Source organism: Flavobacterium foetidum, assembly GCF_004634245.1.
In the GTDB taxonomy this organism is placed as follows: domain Bacteria; phylum Bacteroidota; class Bacteroidia; order Flavobacteriales; family Flavobacteriaceae; genus Flavobacterium; species Flavobacterium foetidum.
Window position 1 is genome coordinate 163,284 of sequence record NZ_SJTF01000001.1, and the last position, 17,206, is coordinate 180,489.

Here is a 17,206-nt window from a genome sequence, read left to right on the forward strand (position 1 = left end):
TTAAATCAATGTAACTATGAAAATTAAAATTTCAGTATTAATAGTTTTATTAATTACTTTCATCCTTGATAAAGAGGTAATTAATCATTATCTACCTGAAAAAATAACCAGTAAGGAATTACTTGATGATGGTTTTTATAAATACTCATTTACAGAAGAAGTTGATAATGATGAAAATGAATATGAGAATATTTCCAGAGTCATTCAGAGGTATGAGGTATATTCAAATATAAAACCTGAGATGTATAAAGGGAAATTCCGTCCCATGAATGTACCAAGTTTTATTAATCAAGACACAGGCAGTACCAAAAAAAGACAAGATTATCTTCGAAACGAATTAATGAATAGAACTTTACTGTATGTTTTTAGAAATGACACTTTGTTATATAAAAGCATAACCGTTATCCGTCCACAAACTGAAAATAATATTGCAGACTTAACGACTTCCGAAAAGATTAAAAGATATTACGATAGTTTAAAAGTTCCAATAAAAGCTATAATAGATAGAAACCAATTTAGTACACAAGAACATCCTACAATATACCTAATAAATAATCTTAGAACGGAAATTCAATATAACTATTCTGGTTATGATATGATTACTAATTATGGTAAAGAAAAAATGCCTGGATCAAATACTGTTTATCAATGGTACAGTAGAAGTGAATTTGTTGGAAGTAAAAATTTGAGTAAGGATAATTAAATTGTTCCCTCTGCTCAAATATTCAATCCGTAAGCAGAATTATAAAATCTTGCAACGAATAATAATCTTGCAAAAGTATAAAGCTACTACATACGATTCAACAGACAATTTAATTACAGACACTCACGTCTAGTATTGCGGAGATATTATTGAAACAATAGTGATTACATCAAATGGTGAAAAAAAATAACGGTTCAAACTCTCAAGACTACAAGATTACAAGATACGATAGAAATGGTAACTTGTTAGATAAACAAATATGGAATAAAGCTGGAATCGGCGGTCCTAATAAATGAATCCAGACTAGATAAATTAAGAAATAAACTTTAACTAATATTTTTAAAACTTCTACAGGCATAAGTATTTTGTAGTACAGTCTATTTTTCGGCATTGTAAAATAATAATCAGAGCTATAATAGAATCTAATTGCAAAATCTTAATGAGGCTTATAACAATCTTAATGGCAATTCTTTTACTCAGTTGTACACACGACAAGTTTTCTGGAAATGTGTATGACTTTGATAGCAACAAACCTATTCAGAGTGTATGGGTAAGTATTAATGAAAAGGCGACACAAACGGATAGTTCAGGATATTTTTGTTTAGATGTAAACTCTAAGTCAAGTTGTATTCTGACATTTAGAAAAGTAGGTTATTCGAGTAAACAAGTCAGCAGAAAACCTGATGCGTCAGAACAAGATAAGAATCTAAAAATAAAAACCAGAACAATTTATATGTTTAGAAAAGAAAGTGATTTTATGACAAAAAAGTAACTAGTATACCATGAGACAAGAGAGAATAAAAGATAGAGTGCTAAAAAGAGCAGCAAGGGCATGGGGATTTTCGGATGTTCAGATGGCAGAATCGTTTGATCCAGTGGTGAACATGATGCTTAATGCATTATCGTATGAACTCGAAAAAATAGCGCACGAACTTGAAGATTCTAAAACTAGAATTGTGGAGAGAGTTTTAGAAATTATGTTTCCGCAAGTTGCCTCCGAAGCCAAGCCAGCCAGAGCAATCATGCATGCTTTGCCGATTGAAAACAATAGTGCGATTTCTCTGCAAAACCAAATGATGGTAGAAAGAAGACTTCATAATATCTATAATCCGTTGGAGCCAATTACTAAGGAAATTGCTCTTTCTCCGACATTGGAAGTTAAACTAGCTGCGTGTGAAATCAAATACATAGCTTATGAAAGAAATTTGCTTAAAATATCGAATCTGTTTTATAAAGATGCAGTGAGAGATTATACCAATGTCTTACCTTCTGGAGAAATTGTTTTAGGAATAGAATTAAAGAATGCAAATGTTTTGGAACTGCAAGATTTGATGTTGTATATTGATATTAAAAACACACATCAAAAAGAAATGTTTCATTACTATTTAAAACAAATGAAATGCTTTCATGATTCAGTAGAGATTAAGGTCGAAGAGGGCTATAATATTCCGATAAATAATTTGGATGTCGACAATATCATCAATAGAAATTATACTCACTTAAACGAAATCATACAGGAAGTAAACGAGTATTATTTTGATAATTTTTACACATTAAAAGGTATTCTTAAGTACAAACCAATAGACAAATATAGCGCCGATTATCAAGCTTTTGAAGAGATTACAAAGAATGAAGAAAACAATATCATCTGGATTAAATTGATTTTTCCTGAATCTTTGGTGCCACAAATCATAGAAAATGTTTCGTTTACGGCAAACTGTTTTCCCGTAATCAATAAAAAAAAGCATAGTATTGGAAAAACATTTGGAACCTTTTTGTCTTATGTTTCATTGGATACCGGAAATAATATCTATTTGGATCTGGAGTCGGTGATTGACCCCTTTCATAATCATTATGAAATAAAAGAATTTAAAGAGGGGGTTGTCGAAGAGGGAAGCGCGGTTCTGCGAACTGGGGGAGTTTCGAGATTTGATGCTAGAAGCGCATCAGAATTATTGCAGAACGTCCTTGATGTTTTAAAAGACGAGAGTTCATCGTTTGCAGGTATTGGAAAAGATTTTACAAGCAGTGCTTTAATCGAAATAAACCAATTGTTAGAATCTGTACACCAGCAGGCGAAGGAAAGTAGCTTTACTAAAAGCAATGATCCTTATTTAATGATTAAACCTAAAAATGATGATAGTGTTGGGAAAAACTTTTATATTAATTATTGGTCGACATGTGCAGAAGAAGGCAATGATATCAAAGCCGGAACTACTTTAGACTCCAAAGACTTTATATTTGAAAGCAAAAGCATAACGCTTATGACCAATACTGTTGGCGGACTTAACAAGCAGAATAACAAAGACCGAATTCTGGCGTATAGAAATGCTTTGCTCACAAGAGGGAGAATTGTGACTTTTGCCGACATCAAAGCATTCGGATTTAATCATTTTAAAAGTACTATAGAAGACATTAAAATAGAAAAAGGAACTCGAAAAGAGATTTCGGTAAAAGCTGGTTTTAGTCGGACAGTGGATATTTTTATAAAAACGAATCCTGAAGAAAAAAAACAACTCTCAGATTCAGAGTGGAATTATCTATGTGATAGCTTTCTGAAAAATCTTAAAAATAAATCTTCAAACGTATTTCCGTATCGTATGTTTGTAGATTAAAAAAAACGCCGAAAAATATACTTTTCGGCGTTTTTGTTTGGTTGAGGTTTTATTCTGTTACTGGTATTTTTTATCCGTAAGCGTTTTCATAAAAGCAACAAGCGCTTTTTCTTCTTTTACCGTTAAATTCAGTTTGTCGAAGGGAAGCGTCTGATTTTCTACTTCGTAACCCAAACCAATTCCGCCTCCCTTATTGTAAAAAGAAACGACTTCTTCCAGCGTTTTGAAAACTCCGTTATGCATGTATGGAGCTGTAACAGCCGAATTTCTAACCGTTGGCGTTTTGAAAGCACCAACCAATTGTGGCATTTGATTGTAGATATAGCGGCCTTTATCTGGACTTAAAGATTTTCCCGAAGCTTCGTTTGGAGTTCCAATAACTTCGTGTTCGGTTTTAGAATAACTTGGAGGAACTGTTCCGTTAAACAAAGGCGTAAAATGACAAGTTGCGCATTTGGCTTTCCCCATAAACAGGTTCATTCCTTCGATTTCTTCATTGTTTAAAGCATTTTTATTTCCTCGCATGTATTCATCAAATCGAGAATCAAAAGAGTTTAAAGAGCGAACATAACTTGCGATGGCATTTTGTATCTGCCATGCTTCTGGTTTAGAAGTTTTTGGATAAGCTTTTTTGAAAAGATTGATGTACTCTTTATCGAGCTGAATTTTAGCATGAATATTTTCCATTGAACCATGCATTTCATCTTTGTTCTGAATCACATCAACGCTTTGTTTTTCTAAATCCAATTGGCGCATATCCCAAAATTGGGCATTTTGCAAAGAAGCATAGGTTAGGGTTGGCGTATTTCTGGCTAGATTCGAACCCGTTAATGAAACGTTCGTTTTTAGTCCGTCTGTAAAAGCTTTTTGAGGATTATGACAAGTTGCACAGCTTCGGTCGTTGTTTTTGGAAAGATTTTTATCGTAAAACAATTTTTCTCCTAAAACTGCCTTTTCTTTTGTAAAATTGTATTCTTCAGAAAGTACAAAAGCATTAACATCAAAAGCATCTTTATCGAATATAGTCTCGACTGTTGGCTTTAACGGACTGTTTTTCTTTACAGTTTTAATGTTTTCTTCTTTCTGAAAAGCTTTAATCTTTTTCGAAATCGGATTTAAAAATTCGGTTATAAAAAAAGCTCGGTCAAAAGCATTAAAATTATCATTCTCTTTGCAATACTGTTGCGCTTTTCCAATCAGAACTTTTAACTCAGACAATGATTTGCTATTGCTATTTATTTTTTCTAAAGATTTAGGAATCGAGATTAGACTTTCTCCAGCTTCTGGAATCGAAGATTGCAGAATCGGACTGTCAAAACCTGTAATTCCTAAAGCAATTACACAAAAAACACTTTGCTGAATAGCATCTAAAATATAATCATCGCTTATGGTAATTACTTCAAAAGTGCTTTTGAGGTGTTTGATATTCGATTGAAAAATGTTGAGTTCCCTTGTTAGGTCTTCCTTACTTTCAGAAACGTATTCGGGATAAATCATTTCTTCCATAACCTGAAATCCGTGCGGCTCAAAAGACCTGTTTTCTTCCAATTCCATTTCGTCCAAAGCAGGGCCGTTCATAAATCTGGCGGTTTCAGGAATGAAATATTCAATGGCCCATTCGATTTTTTTATATGCTAAGCGAGATTTCTTGAACTGCTCTACAATTTCTTTTTGAGAAGAATTATTCTTTACAAGTTTTTGAAATTGAATGATTTCATTATTGAGTTTGGTCAAATCAATAAGTAAATCTTGTTTGATGGTTGCTTTTGAAGCTTCATTTTCTTTACATGAAAACAAAAAACAAAGCAGTATAAATACAAAAGTAAAATGCTTTAATTTCATAATGGTATTTTAATGAAAACAACCCTTATCGAAGAATAAGGGTTGTTGCTAGATTTTTGCTGTAATTATTATCTCTGTACGTTTCTGATAATTACAGTTTGTCCTCCCTCTTTGTTAGTTTGAGTTCCAGAACCATCAGCATTTTTAAATGCATCACTCTGCCAAGTGTGTGGGTGAATGTTTACTGTAAAAGTATCAGGAACACCAATGATGTCTGAAATATCTTCCATAGCCCCAAACTCCCAGCTTCCAAATCTCATTTCGCCCGTTTGGTTATAAAGAGCATTCCAGGCTGTATCTGTTCTTTTGTGGTTCATGTTCAACCACGGTTTGTTTTGTTTTGTAGCAATGTTGTACTGCCAGATGTATGAATCGTGTTGTGCAGCAGCGTAGTAGCTGTCTCCATCTTCCTGAATGTATACATAATTTTCAGTTACGCACAAGTTATCTGGATTAATAATTCCGGTTCCTGGAGTACTGTCGCCTTCAACAGCCAATTCTAAAGTTCCTTTTAGCGGGTTGGCAGCATCTAATTTCAGTTTGTAAACTCTTCCCCACATCGTGTATCCGTCAACGGGAGCATTGTTGGTTGCCTGACCAGTTGCTGTAAAATAGATTTCTCTGTTGTTGCTTGCGCTTCCTTTTCTGTAATCTACATCTTCAACTCTTGAAAAACGAATCGCTTTTAAATCGTTTACAGTAGTATTGATTACAGCTCCAGTTAAGTTTTTAGCATTCGGAATTTCAACAAATTCTACTGGATATGAATTGTTTAAAGTCATAGAAGTTTCAATCTGATTTCCGTCAGTTCTTTTTAAAGCATATAATTTTCCGTTAGATAAATCTCCAACTGTACTCACGTACATAATTACCTGTCCAGCACTTACGTGTGAAGTGGCATAAGATTGGTCTTCTCCAATCAAAATAACTGTTTTTCCAGGGTAAGCCTCTTTTGGAAGCGGAACAGCGTTTTCCATACTAGCTTTCCCTAAAGCTGGTAAAACTCTGTCGGTTCTGCTTTTGTCTGAAGATTGTCCAAGCGGATTTATTCCGTGAACCATACTTTCTTGTCCGCTTTCTCCGGCAGTTAAAAATATTGGTCCAAATCCGTGGATTTCTGGAGTTGCCAAAGTTGCAGAACATAAACGAGTTAAACCTCCAACGCCGTCAACAATATAATCACCTTTTACTGGTTTGAAAGTTTTATCTAAATAAACTCTTGAAACAGATTGCAGGATTTCGTGGTTGGTAATCATGATGTACCCTTCTCCTGTTGGATTTTTCATTAATCCAGCTCCATCTGGCTGTGCACCGTAAATAAATGAAGGAGATTCTGGCAAAACATCAGAACTCGCAATTAAAGTGCTGATTTTTAGATTTTCAAATCCGCTCATCGGATAAACAAAAGCAGGAACTTTTGAATGTGATGTAAAATCGATGTCATTATTAACACCATTTGACGAATCCTTCTTGTCGTCATCATTACAGCTTATTACAGCAAATCCTGTAAGGCCAAGTAGTGCAAGAGATTTTAAAAAATTTAGTTTCATAACTGTTTTTTGTTTTTTTTGATAGGACAAATCTATCTTTCTACAACAAAATACAGGTTATGTTAATTTTTTCTTAATGCTAATAAATGTAAGTCTTGTATTATGAAATCGTAAACTAAAGGTTTTGAATGTAAATTTAAGATTCATAAAATATTAAAGCGGTTTAAAAAGCTGATTAAGATTAGTGGCCTTCTTTTCTTTGAGTTTTTTTACAATTTTCAGAAATGCAATGGCTGTAATATAAGCATCGCCCAAAGCGGTATGCCTATCTTTTTTAGAAATATCAAATTTATCAGCTAAATCGTCTAAAGTATAATGATCTTTTCGTTCAAACAAATGCGATTGAATCAATGTCTTTTTATACAAATAAGCCGTATCTAATCGATGGTTTTTTAATTCAGGAAGACCATTTCGCAGCAATGCCCTATTAATCATGGTTACATCAAAAATAGCGTGATGTGCAATAATTATCGAATCGCCTAGAAATTCTAGAAACTGTTGTAAAGCTTCTAGTTCTGTAGGCCGCTTAACAAGCAAATCTTTTAAAATGCCGTGAATCTGTGCTGTAGATTTATCATAATGTTCTTGTTCGAGATACACTTCAAAACTTTCCTGAACGTTAATGATTCCGTTTTGAAGAATCAATGCTCCAATGCATAAAATTCGGTCATTATCATAATCAAAACCCGTCGTTTCGGTATCTAAAACCACAAAACGGGTTTCTTCGATGGTCGTATTTTCATCGAAAAGATTTTCTTCTTTTTTCCAAAAATTGAATAAACTCATTATTATACCAGATTTGAGATATTAAAACGAACCGAAATTAACTCCTGCAGTTCCTTGATAGTTTTAAAGGTACGTTTCAACTTAATTTTCTCCATTTTGGTTAAAGATTCCAATTCGATAAACTGACCCGAATCATGGTGCAGTAATCCCTGTTTGGTTCTGAATTTCAATAGAGCTTTAAACGAGTACGAACAAGACAAATACAATTCTCTATTGTTCGGTTCTAGTTCGGCTAATTTTTCAAAACGTTCGGCTGTATTGCTGATTCCCTTGATTGAATGCGACAAAATCAAAACGCGTGCAGCATCTGTAAGAGGCATCAAAGCTCTTCGTTTGATGTCAAAATTATCCTTATTAGCGCCATCTTGTTCTACCAAAAACTGTCTAAAGAAACCTGTAGGCGATGGGCTCTGCAGCGCACCGCTTACCAAATGCATATAGAAAATAGGATTGACTTTTATGGTTTCAAAAATATAATCAGACAAATTGCTTACAATTTCGGTATCGCCATATGTAGAACTGTAATCAAAGAAAATAAACGAAAGTAAAACCTCATTTTTGCCAGGATTGGTGATCCAGTATTTTACTTGTTCCTTCCATTCATCCAAACTCAAGCACCATTTTGGACTAGAAGCCATCATTTCTGCAGGACAGTAGTCGTAACCGATATCATATAGACCTTTGTTCACATGACCCGCTAATTTTAAGAAATAAATCTTGGTCTCATCTCTAAAAACTTCATTTACATTTTCGTAAACAATTGCATTGTCCTGATCGGTATGCAGCATTTGTTCGCCTCTTCCTTGGCTTCCAAGTGCCAGCCATGCAAATTTTACAGGCGGCGGACTGCTCATTTTCTCCAAACAGATTTCTATGACACGAGTAGTACAAGCTTCATTAAGTTCGGTAATGATTTTGGTAATCAATGTCATCGGAATATTTTGATCCAAATAACCCTGCAGCAATTGCATAATTTGATTTCGGATTGGTTTTATTTCCTTGATTTTTTTAGTTCTTTTCAACGCTTTGATTAGCACAGCCGGATTGTTTCCTAAAGCCACCATAACGTCGTGTTTTGATAAAATTCCGACTGCCTTGGTATTTACAGTACCGTCTTTTGTTAAACACAAATGACTGATGTCGCTTTTCATCATGGCCATCTGGGCTTCAGTAACCGTCATTTTTTTAGGATACGTTATTACCGGTTTTGTCATGATTGTTTCGGCAGTGGTAGTTATCGGGAAGTCGCCGCTTACGATTTTGTTTCGAAGGTCTTTATCTGTCAAAATGCCAATCGGAAGCATTTCATCAACAATCAGAATCGCTCCAACTTTTTTCTTGCTCATGATTTTTGCAACATCCTTGACCGTGGTCGACGGACTGCAGGTAACAATTTTCTTAGAATACTTGATAGGAGCTAAATCAAAAGAATGATTGCTAGAATGCAAATTTTCGTCTAAGATATCATCTCCGTATAATTTATCTTTATGAATATCCGAATACGGATTTCGGGTGTTTGAAGCATAACTTTCAATCAGGAAATTCCCAATATTTCTATTCTCGAGAGCGTAAGGCTTAAAAACCGCAATCGGAATCGCATACAAAATACTTTCTTCATGCGCCACCGCTTCCATAATATAATTTTCCTGTGCCAATAATGGGCGAAGACCAAAAATATCACCTTCGTCGCACATATCTAAAACGGTATTTTTTGTGCTTTTTTTCAAAGCCACCGCGCCCTTATGCACCACGTAAAAAGAGTCGTGTGTTTTATCATTTTCGGCAAATATTACAGCATCTTTTTCTTTGTAAATGATAGAAATCTGCTCCGAAAGTTTTTCTAAGTCCTTTTGATGCAGGAAATTAAACGGCGGATAATTCTTTAAAAAGTCGGCTACTCTTTGCGAAATGGTATTTTTCATGTGGCTAGATTAAAGTTCTAAAGTACTATTTAAAATAGAAATGTAAAAGAAACACATTATAATAATTTGCCACAAAGGCACAAAGTCACAAAGAAATAAACCCTTGGCGTCTTTGTGCCTTTGTGGCAAAAGGTTTTATTGTTTAATCGACTCTATGGACAGTGCCTCGTTGTTTTTCTTCAGAGCCAACCAACCCGTATTCAAAAGTATAAGAATCCTTAGAAGTAGTTAAAATCTTCATGCTGATGGCTTTTTCTTCGGCCATGTTTTTTGGGTGTTTTTTCTGCAGTACATATTCGCAGTCGCTTACCCAGCGAATGGTTGCTGTATCTGTCTTTCCTTCAAAAGTTTCGATTTCGATGTCTTCTCTGCGCTCAAAATAAGTTGTTTTTTTAACACCGTTGACTTCTGTTTCAAACTTGAATTTTCCGGTTTTAAAATCCTTGCAATTGCGCTCTGCATTGTAACAAGATACAAGAGCAAGGACAGGAAATAAGAATATAATTTTTTTCATTTTAGATAAAGTTATTTAGGAGCTGATCCTGCTTTCCATTCCAATCTTTTTATTTTTTAAAGGAAAAAATAAAAAGGATTTCCATTTCAATCAGGGCTAGGGTTTTAGGATAACAAGAATGAGTTTTGTTATAATCAGACTTTCTGTATATAAAATTCTTTTAATTTTTTTGATTCTTTGATTTCTTCACTGCTTTCTTCTTTAGATTCACTTTTTGAGGTTTTGGGCCAAATATGAAATCCACCATGTGTCCATGCTTTGAATTTCTTGAAGATCTCGGGCTCCGATTTTGCCAAGTCGCTAAAATCTTCGGGATTATCCCAAACACCCCAAATGCCATTTTCGTCAACGTCTCCTTGATAATTGATGATGTGTGTTGGATATTTTTTAATCATTTTGATTTTGAAATGCTCTAAATCATAACTCCCATTCCAGATAAAAGAGTCAACATCGTCAATTCCGGAACCAGAAATTACAGAATTTGAAAAACGCAATTCAATAGACATTTTATGCTGCTGTGGTGTGCTAGAGTAACAATAAAATCCTTCCCATTCACCGCTAGGCAGAAAATGATGCGTTTCGTCGTTTGAGGCCATGGTATATTTCTAAGTTAATAAAGAAATGGTTTCAGAAAACTATTTTAACTCGTTGGGTGAAATTATTTTCAACACATAGAAACATAGTTTAACTAAACTTAAAAAAGGCGTTTCACTAGTCTAAATGCACATAGTTTAGCTATGTGTGGAAACTTGTTTCTTCCATTTTCTTTTTCCGGCACAAAAAACTATGCTTCTATGTGTTAAAATGCTTTTATTTTTTAATTACGCCCAACGGGTTATTTTAATCTCTCTAATTCATCGTCAGTAAAGTTCTTAATTTCTTTTTCTTTGGCAAACTTTTCAGCATTGTAATTTACCGATTTATTCTTCGGAATCGATAAACTATTCCATTCGCTGTTTTTCAATTGTTTGGCATAAAAAACAATCTGGCCAATATGATACGGATAATGCGCCAACTGACGGTTTATGGCTTCAATAACGGTATGACCTTCGTTTCGTATATAAATAATATCAGTAAGCTGTTCTGGGTTTAAATTTTGAAGAGCATTTTCAAGATAATTCCAGCCTTTATTCCAAATTTCTAAAACTTCTTCTTTAGAACTTAAATCATTTTCAAATTCGGCATCGCGGTTTCTCCATTCTTTTTCGCCGTCTGTAGTCAGAAAATCGGTCCAGCGAGAAAGCATATTTCCAGAAATGTGCTTTACAATGGTTGCAATGCTGTTGGTATCTTCATTAAATGATACAAAAAGCTGGTTTGGCTCGAGTTGACCAATTGCTTTTTCGCCAAGCATTTTGTAATATAAAAATTGTTTTTTAACGCTTTCTAAATAGGATTCATCGGTTTTCATGTTTCAAAGGTTTTAGATTATAGCTCAACTTTATTGGTCTCAAAAACAGTTTAAAACTATGCACTTTAGTTTATTTCGTTTTCAGCTTCTAAAAATTTATTAACCTCAAATTGTACAAATTATTGGCGAAAATTTGTGCAATTTGTGGTTGAGATTAAGCTTTGCAATCTTGCAGACTTTAAGTCAAATCTATGGACTTCAAGTCCATTGTGGTTTAGTTTCAGAAATCAATATTTTTCCCCAGTCATTTAATTTCCAGAGTATTTCGACTAATTGTTTTCCTGTTTCAGTAAGTGAATATTCTACTCTTGGAGGAAGTTCATTAAACGATTGTTTTATCAAAATACCATCGGCAACCATTTCGTTCAATTGCTGATTCAAAACACGACGATCGACTTTTGCAATGCCTCTTAAAAATTCACTAGGTCTTTTTTTACCTTCATTAATCTGCCATACAATCGGAATTTTCCATTTTCCGCTAATCGTATTCACGGCAATTTCCAGCGGACAGATTTTATTTTCCGTGTTTTGTTCCTTTGTTTGCATAAAATTGACTTTTATTTCCCTATGGGATAAAAATGTGCGGTATTGCTGGGCAAATCCCATTTTCCGACCTTTACAAAAATAATCAAAATTTTAAGCATAATAGAGGATTGATCCTGTCAAATTGAAACTATGAACGAAATAAAACGTAAAGGAGCACGATCGACAAAAGATATTCCGACTTCAATTTTAGAACAGCTAAATAAAGGCGAAATCGAAACAGTCAATTTGGTTGAATGGCTTGCTGTGAATCAAACGAAGCTTTTAGAAAATGTATTGAAAGAGTCTCATCGAATGGAATATTTGGAGCCTATTTTAACCGATATCAGCAATTTGAAAAAGCAAACCGTAAATACGATAAATGAAGCTATAGGAACAGGATTATTAACCGAATCAATTCTTAATAATGATGCTGAGATACTTTCGATAATCTCAAGACATAAATCGGATCTGGTTCGATGTTGGTTTGCTTATACCATTGGAAAAAAAGAAGAGTTGACAATTGAAGAAATGTTACAGCAAATTCAATTCCTGTCAGCCGATAAGCATTTTGGTGTAAGAGAAATTTCGTGGCTGGCCATTCGTTCCAGTATTATAAAGAATTTAGACAAAAGTTTGGAAATTTTATTGCCCTGGACTTCCAGTGAAGATGAAAATATCAGACGTTTTGCAACTGAATCGACAAGACCAAGAGGAGTTTGGTGTGAACATATTGAAAAATTGAAAAAAGAACCAGAATTAGGCTTAAAGATTTTAAATGCTTTGAAGTCGGATCCTTCCAAATACGTTCAGGATAGTGTAGGAAACTGGCTCAATGATGCCAGTAAAACGAGACCAGATTTTGTAAAAGATTTATGCGAAAAGTGGAAAAAAGATAGTCCCACAAAAGAAACACTTTACGTTATTAAAAAAGCATTGCGAACAATTGAAAAGTAGTTTTTTGTTTTTAGCCACTAATTGCACGAATTTTCACGAATTACATTTTTCTTTTAAAAATCATTTAGCTATAATTTGTGTAAATTCGTGCAATTAGTGGCAACTTTTAAACAATTTTAATATCATATTTATCCAAAAGCCCTACAATACCTTCTGTCGAAAATTGCGCTTTTCGCATCGCATTAAATTCAGGATCGATTTTGTAATTGTAGGCCGTTCTGAAATCTACAGAAGCCAATTGTGTTTCGTTAAAAATAGCACCATCAAGATTACAATTCTCAAAAACAGAACTCGTTAAGTTCGTTCCGATAAAAGTAACTTCTCTTACCGAAGAATTGATGAACTTGGTTTTGGGCATTTTTTTATTCGAAAACAAGGCATAATCTAAGGTGCAATCTTCAAAATAAACCTGAAATAAGAAATCGTCACATTCGTTAAAAGCGATTCCAAGAAGTTTGCAATTTTTAAAAGTAACATTCTTTAAACTCGTTCCAGCTAAACTGGTCATAGACAAATTACAGTCAATAAATTCGCAGTCTAAAAATGTATTCGAACCAAAATTACTGCTCGAAAAATCACAGTTTTTAAAAACACAGTCTTCAAATTCACGATTATTGATTCGTTTATCAATGTAAACGACTTTCTCAAATGTTTTCTGAATGTGAATTAGACTTTCCATTTTTTATAAAGTATTATATTTTGAAAATATTCTTTCTCTAGCTTGGTCTTCAGTGTAAAATTTTCCATCCTTAATAGCTTTAATGGAATTTTCTAAATCTAAATTATAAGAATTAACAGAATCAATATTAGGGTAATGAATAGACTCAAGAAGATTTTTTAGCTTTTTAATAGTTTGTGGATTTTTTATTTTATCAATTTCTTGATGAATCCATTTAATATCTTCTTCCATATTCAAAAAAAGATTTAAAATTAGTCATTAAATATCCCTTTCATAATAATTTTCAATCCTAAAAAGATCAAAAACATTGAAGCTAAACAAGCCACAATTCCGATTCCTAAAACCAAATAGTGCCAATTCGTATGCTGATTTTGAAATGCGTTGTAAATTACTGAAGGACCAATAAACATTAACGGTAGTGCGCCAGTTAAATATTTTATTCCTTTCATAAGTAATGGTTTATTTGTTGCCATGTTTTTTGTTTCAAGTTTCAGGTTTTTTTAGTTTCAAGTTGCTGGACTTGTATTTAACCGCAAAGTTCGCAAAGTTTTTTTACATTAGAACTTTAATAAAACGCAAAGTTCGCAAAGCTTTAGAAAAACTTGCGAACCTTGCGTAAACCTTAGCGTACTTTGCGGTTAAACCAAACTGCAATGCAAAATACTTTTATTTTTTATAATTATCAACAGCATTTCTCACACTGCCGTATTTTTTTAATAATTCTGAAGCTTCTTCGTAAGAAACCGGAATTTCTCCCATGATCATCTTGACGCCACGATCTACCAGTTTGATGTTGCTTAACTGCATATCAACCATTTTGTTTCCTTTTACTTTTCCGAGCTGAATCATCGTTGCGGTCGAAATCATGTTTAAAACCAGTTTTTGTGCTGTTCCGGCTTTCATTCTCGAACTTCCGGTTACAAATTCTGGTCCCACAACTACTTCAACCGGAAATTTTGCGGTTAAAGCCAGCGGACTTCCTGCATTATTCGTGATGCATCCCGTTACAATATTGTTTGCATTACAAGCTTCTAAACCGCCAATAACATAAGGTGTAGTTCCAGAAGCAGCAATTCCGATTACAATATCGTTTTGATTAATGTTGTGCGCTTGCAAGTCAATCCAAGCTTGTGTTGCGTTGTCTTCGGCATTTTCTACGGCACGGCGTATCGCAGTGTCACCACCGGCAATAATTCCGTTGACCAAATCAAACGGAACCCCAAAAGTAGGAGGGCATTCAGAAGCATCAACAACTCCCAGGCGCCCTGATGTTCCTGCGCCAATATAAAAAATACGGCCGCCCGATTTTAAACTTGCAACAGTCTGTGTTACCAAAGCCTCGATTTGAGGCAACGCTTTTTCTACAGCTAGAGGAACGGTCTTGTCTTCGTTGTTAATATTGGTCAGCAGTTCGTTAACTGACATTTTCTCTAAATGTTCGTATTTTGAAGATTGTTCGGTTGTTTTTGTAAAAGCCATTTTTTGTTGAATAGTGATGCTTCAAAATTACTCTTTTTTATTTAATTGTATTACTGTGTAATCGCTTTCTATTATTCCTTTAAAAAGACTAAAACAGTATATTTGTTTAAATTTTTAGCTTAATAAATGAATAAACTAGATTTATTAACCGGAATAGCAAAGAAAGTAACCGATTTGCTCGTTTAACGGTGGTTTACAATTTTGGAAATACTAAAATCAACGTAAAAGAGCGTGCATTTGGAAATCAGGATGAGAAGAAGAGAACGGCGAATTAAATTAGATAATTAGTCAATTTGATAATTAGATAATGATTCGTTTCCTAACAGGTTTTAAAAACCTGTTAGGTATTTATTATACATTTTTTCGCGTGAGGGATAGGAAGAATCCGCCACCGCGGACTGGATAGCCCGACCGAATTTGCGGAAGGCGCACATAAGCGGTTTGTTAAATAGCGCCTTTTGTAAATTTGGGCACGCCCTGCTATTCCTTACCTTAAATGTTTTTGAGTTTACTATCCTAAAAGGTTTTTTCAACCTGTTAGGTATTTATGTTTTAGAACTTTAAATTTATACCTAACAGGTTTTTGGAAACCTGTTAGGATATCTATAAAAAGAACGCCAATAAAATTCCGAGAACAATCATAGACACTTTGGCGATATTGAATTTATGTCCTTCACTGCTTTCAAAAATAATTGTCGATGAAATATGGAATAAAATCCCGATTACGATTGCAGTTATTTCGGTATAATACTCGTTTAGTATTGGCAGATACTGAGATGCTATCGTTCCTAAAGGCGTCATTACGGCAAAAGTCAGCATAAAAGCAAAAATTGCTTTTTTGTTTAAATCGGCATTAATGAAAAAAGTGGTGAGAATAACGGCAATCGGTAAGTGATGAATGGCGATTCCGATGGCTAGACCCTGATGATGGCTAACGGGAAAGCCCTCTAAAAAAGCATGAATGCATAAACTGATAAATAAAAGCCACGGAATCTGAGACATTTTTGCGTGTCCGTGAACGTGTCCGTGTTCGGCACCTTTCGAGAAAAATTCTAATACAATCTGGAATAAGATTCCGACCATGATGAAGATTCCGATTTTATGATTGTGAGAAGAATAAACTTCTGGCAATAAATGCATCACGGTTAATGACAATAAAAAAGAACCGCTAAAGGCCAGCAGTAATTTTAAATTGGTTTTGTTTTTTGGTTTTATAAACAAAGCCACACTATATCCTAAAAGTACAGAAAATAAGGGTAATAGATAGTTCATCTTTTTTGTTTAATCGTTTTTTGTTTAATTGTGTAATCGGTTTTTAGTCAATGTGTCAAAACAAACTGATTTAACGATTAAAGCTATTTAAAAATCATGATTAATCTTTCGCTTTCGGTTTTATGGAATTTTTTGAGTTTGTAATCTCCAAAAATATCCAAAAGGAAAATTCCTGCTTCGTCCATTAAATCCTGAAAATCTTTTAACGTTAAGGCTTTTACTTTTTCTGTGAAATGATATTTTCTTCCCTTGTCTTCAAAATCAATTTCTTTGAAGATGTGTCCGTCTTCAACATATCTTCTAATGTGGAAATCAATTTCGTCAACGGTTTTGGTTTCTTCCGGAACAAGGTTTTCAATCACATTTGTTACGTTCATAAAATCGATGACGGCAAAACCGTATTCTGAAAGGCTTTCTTTGATTGCTTTTAAAGTAGTCAAGTTGTCATCGTCGTTTTCGAAATAACCGAAACTGGTAAACAAATTGAAGATGGCATCGAACTTTTCTTCAAAAGGTTCGCGCATATCGTGCACTTTAAAATGCAAGGTGTCGTTGCTGTTTTTGCTGGCTTCTGTAATGCTGTTTTCAGACAAATCGGCGCCCAGAACATCATAACCTAATTGATTTAAATAGATAGAATGACGGCCTTTTCCGCAAGCTAAATCCAATACTTTTGCTTTTTCGGGCAGATTCAGATAATGCGTTAAGTTGTCCATGAAAACCTGAGCTTCACGATAATTACGATCCTTATAAAGAATATGGTAATAAGGTGTATCAAACCATGAAGAATACCAGTTTTGATTATCACCTTCCTGATTCGGAATTGATTCGTTATGCGTTACAGACATTTATTCTATTTCAATTAATTTAAAGTCCGGCAAATTTAGTGTATTTTTGCCGAAAAATAACTATTAAGCAACGATACATTGTTGCATTATGTGAGATGTAGTATTT

Annotated in this window: 18 protein-coding genes; 4 read left to right on the forward strand and 14 right to left on the reverse strand. The window is 34.1% G+C overall.

Annotated features, from left to right (window positions below; all coding sequences use genetic code 11):
• Positions 1-16 precede the first annotated feature (16 nt).
• From E0W73_RS00680 to E0W73_RS00690, 3 genes are all read left to right on the forward strand, one after another.
• Entirely contained in the window at positions 17-703 is a 687-nt protein-coding gene (locus tag E0W73_RS00680) for a hypothetical protein (RefSeq protein WP_135220164.1), read from the forward strand.
• Positions 704-1,163: 460 nt separating this feature from the next.
• Positions 1,164-1,475 (forward strand): carboxypeptidase-like regulatory domain-containing protein, encoded by a 312-nt coding sequence (locus tag E0W73_RS00685; protein WP_162847642.1) that lies wholly within the window; start codon positions 1,164-1,166, stop codon positions 1,473-1,475.
• Between the two features lie 10 nt (positions 1,476-1,485).
• Positions 1,486-3,318: a type VI secretion system baseplate subunit TssF gene (locus E0W73_RS00690; RefSeq protein WP_135220166.1), complete on the forward strand. Its 1,833-nt coding sequence runs from the start codon at positions 1,486-1,488 to the stop codon at positions 3,316-3,318.
• A 57-nt stretch (positions 3,319-3,375) separates the two neighbouring features.
• Here the strand turns inward: E0W73_RS00690 and E0W73_RS00695 are convergent, their stop codons facing one another.
• From E0W73_RS00695 to E0W73_RS00730, 8 genes are all read right to left on the reverse strand, one after another.
• Positions 3,376-5,160 carry a cytochrome-c peroxidase gene (locus tag E0W73_RS00695; protein ID WP_135220167.1) on the reverse strand — a complete coding sequence of 595 codons (1,785 nt, stop codon included), beginning with the start codon at positions 5,158-5,160 and terminating at the stop codon, positions 3,376-3,378.
• 68 nt (positions 5,161-5,228) lie between these two features.
• A complete protein-coding gene (locus E0W73_RS00700; RefSeq protein ID WP_135220168.1) occupies positions 5,229-6,710 on the reverse strand; it encodes a PhoX family protein in 1,482 nt (493 codons plus the stop codon).
• 153 nt (positions 6,711-6,863) lie between these two features.
• Entirely contained in the window at positions 6,864-7,496 is a 633-nt protein-coding gene (locus E0W73_RS00705; RefSeq protein WP_135220169.1) for a 3'-5' exonuclease, read from the reverse strand.
• 2 nt (positions 7,497-7,498) lie between these two features.
• A complete protein-coding gene (locus E0W73_RS00710) occupies positions 7,499-9,418 on the reverse strand; it encodes a DUF294 nucleotidyltransferase-like domain-containing protein (RefSeq protein ID WP_135220170.1) in 1,920 nt (639 codons plus the stop codon).
• A 142-nt stretch (positions 9,419-9,560) separates the two neighbouring features.
• Complete coding sequence (locus E0W73_RS00715; protein ID WP_135220171.1) at positions 9,561-9,932, reverse strand: DNA topoisomerase IV; 372 nt, start codon at positions 9,930-9,932, stop codon at positions 9,561-9,563.
• A 134-nt stretch (positions 9,933-10,066) separates the two neighbouring features.
• Positions 10,067-10,528 (reverse strand): hypothetical protein, encoded by a 462-nt coding sequence (locus tag E0W73_RS00720; RefSeq protein WP_135220172.1) that lies wholly within the window; start codon positions 10,526-10,528, stop codon positions 10,067-10,069.
• Between the two features lie 239 nt (positions 10,529-10,767).
• Positions 10,768-11,343, reverse strand: coding sequence for a DUF1572 family protein (locus E0W73_RS00725; RefSeq protein ID WP_135220173.1), 576 nt, complete (start codon positions 11,341-11,343; stop codon positions 10,768-10,770).
• Positions 11,344-11,541: 198 nt separating this feature from the next.
• Positions 11,542-11,889, reverse strand: a complete 348-nt coding sequence (locus E0W73_RS00730) for a winged helix-turn-helix transcriptional regulator (protein WP_135220174.1) — start codon at positions 11,887-11,889, stop codon at positions 11,542-11,544.
• Positions 11,890-12,018: 129 nt separating this feature from the next.
• On the opposite strand from E0W73_RS00730, the gene E0W73_RS00735 reads away from it, so the two are divergent.
• Positions 12,019-12,822: a DNA alkylation repair protein gene (locus E0W73_RS00735; RefSeq protein ID WP_135220175.1), complete on the forward strand. Its 804-nt coding sequence runs from the start codon at positions 12,019-12,021 to the stop codon at positions 12,820-12,822.
• Positions 12,823-12,928: 106 nt separating this feature from the next.
• On the opposite strand, the gene E0W73_RS00740 is transcribed toward E0W73_RS00735, so the two are convergent.
• The 6 genes from E0W73_RS00740 to E0W73_RS00765 form a co-directional block, all read right to left on the reverse strand.
• Positions 12,929-13,501, reverse strand: coding sequence for a pentapeptide repeat-containing protein (locus E0W73_RS00740; protein ID WP_135220176.1), 573 nt, complete (start codon positions 13,499-13,501; stop codon positions 12,929-12,931).
• Positions 13,502-13,504: 3 nt separating this feature from the next.
• The gene (locus E0W73_RS00745) at positions 13,505-13,732 is read right to left on the reverse strand and encodes a hypothetical protein (RefSeq protein ID WP_244248407.1); all 228 of its coding nucleotides are present in this window, start codon (positions 13,730-13,732) and stop codon (positions 13,505-13,507) included.
• Between the two features lie 20 nt (positions 13,733-13,752).
• Entirely contained in the window at positions 13,753-13,974 is a 222-nt protein-coding gene (locus E0W73_RS00750; protein WP_135220178.1) for a DUF6095 family protein, read from the reverse strand.
• Positions 13,975-14,167: 193 nt separating this feature from the next.
• A complete protein-coding gene (gene murQ / locus E0W73_RS00755) occupies positions 14,168-14,980 on the reverse strand; it encodes an N-acetylmuramic acid 6-phosphate etherase (protein WP_135220179.1) in 813 nt (270 codons plus the stop codon).
• A gap of 603 nt (positions 14,981-15,583) precedes the next feature.
• Positions 15,584-16,252, reverse strand: coding sequence for a ZIP family metal transporter (locus E0W73_RS00760; protein WP_135220180.1), 669 nt, complete (start codon positions 16,250-16,252; stop codon positions 15,584-15,586).
• An 83-nt stretch (positions 16,253-16,335) separates the two neighbouring features.
• Complete coding sequence (locus E0W73_RS00765; RefSeq protein WP_135220181.1) at positions 16,336-17,100, reverse strand: class I SAM-dependent methyltransferase; 765 nt, start codon at positions 17,098-17,100, stop codon at positions 16,336-16,338.
• Positions 17,101-17,206 lie beyond the last annotated feature (106 nt).

Bases quoted from the DNA above. Each gene is read 5' to 3' on its own strand.
- E0W73_RS00695 (WP_135220167.1), bottom strand. From the start codon at position 5,160: ATGAAATTAAAGCATTTTACTTTTGTATTTATACTGCTTTGTTTTTTG.
- E0W73_RS00680 (WP_135220164.1), top strand. From the start codon at position 17: ATGAAAATTAAAATTTCAGTATTAATAGTTTTATTAATTACTTTCATC.
- E0W73_RS00690 (WP_135220166.1), top strand. From the start codon at position 1,486: ATGAGACAAGAGAGAATAAAAGATAGAGTGCTAAAAAGAGCAGCAAGG.
- E0W73_RS00735 (WP_135220175.1), top strand. From the start codon at position 12,019: ATGAACGAAATAAAACGTAAAGGAGCACGATCGACAAAAGATATTCCG.
- E0W73_RS00765 (WP_135220181.1), bottom strand. From the start codon at position 17,100: ATGTCTGTAACGCATAACGAATCAATTCCGAATCAGGAAGGTGATAAT.
- E0W73_RS00760 (WP_135220180.1), bottom strand. From the start codon at position 16,252: ATGAACTATCTATTACCCTTATTTTCTGTACTTTTAGGATATAGTGTG.
- E0W73_RS00725 (WP_135220173.1), bottom strand. From the start codon at position 11,343: ATGAAAACCGATGAATCCTATTTAGAAAGCGTTAAAAAACAATTTTTA.
- E0W73_RS00700 (WP_135220168.1), bottom strand. From the start codon at position 6,710: ATGAAACTAAATTTTTTAAAATCTCTTGCACTACTTGGCCTTACAGGA.
- E0W73_RS00740 (WP_135220176.1), bottom strand. From the start codon at position 13,501: ATGGAAAGTCTAATTCACATTCAGAAAACATTTGAGAAAGTCGTTTAC.
- E0W73_RS00720 (WP_135220172.1), bottom strand. From the start codon at position 10,528: ATGGCCTCAAACGACGAAACGCATCATTTTCTGCCTAGCGGTGAATGG.
- E0W73_RS00685 (WP_162847642.1), top strand. From the start codon at position 1,164: ATGGCAATTCTTTTACTCAGTTGTACACACGACAAGTTTTCTGGAAAT.
- E0W73_RS00715 (WP_135220171.1), bottom strand. From the start codon at position 9,932: ATGAAAAAAATTATATTCTTATTTCCTGTCCTTGCTCTTGTATCTTGT.
- E0W73_RS00750 (WP_135220178.1), bottom strand. From the start codon at position 13,974: ATGGCAACAAATAAACCATTACTTATGAAAGGAATAAAATATTTAACT.
- E0W73_RS00705 (WP_135220169.1), bottom strand. From the start codon at position 7,496: ATGAGTTTATTCAATTTTTGGAAAAAAGAAGAAAATCTTTTCGATGAA.
- E0W73_RS00730 (WP_135220174.1), bottom strand. From the start codon at position 11,889: ATGCAAACAAAGGAACAAAACACGGAAAATAAAATCTGTCCGCTGGAA.
- E0W73_RS00745 (WP_244248407.1), bottom strand. From the start codon at position 13,732: ATGGAAGAAGATATTAAATGGATTCATCAAGAAATTGATAAAATAAAA.
- E0W73_RS00710 (WP_135220170.1), bottom strand. From the start codon at position 9,418: ATGAAAAATACCATTTCGCAAAGAGTAGCCGACTTTTTAAAGAATTAT.
- murQ (WP_135220179.1), bottom strand. From the start codon at position 14,980: ATGGCTTTTACAAAAACAACCGAACAATCTTCAAAATACGAACATTTA.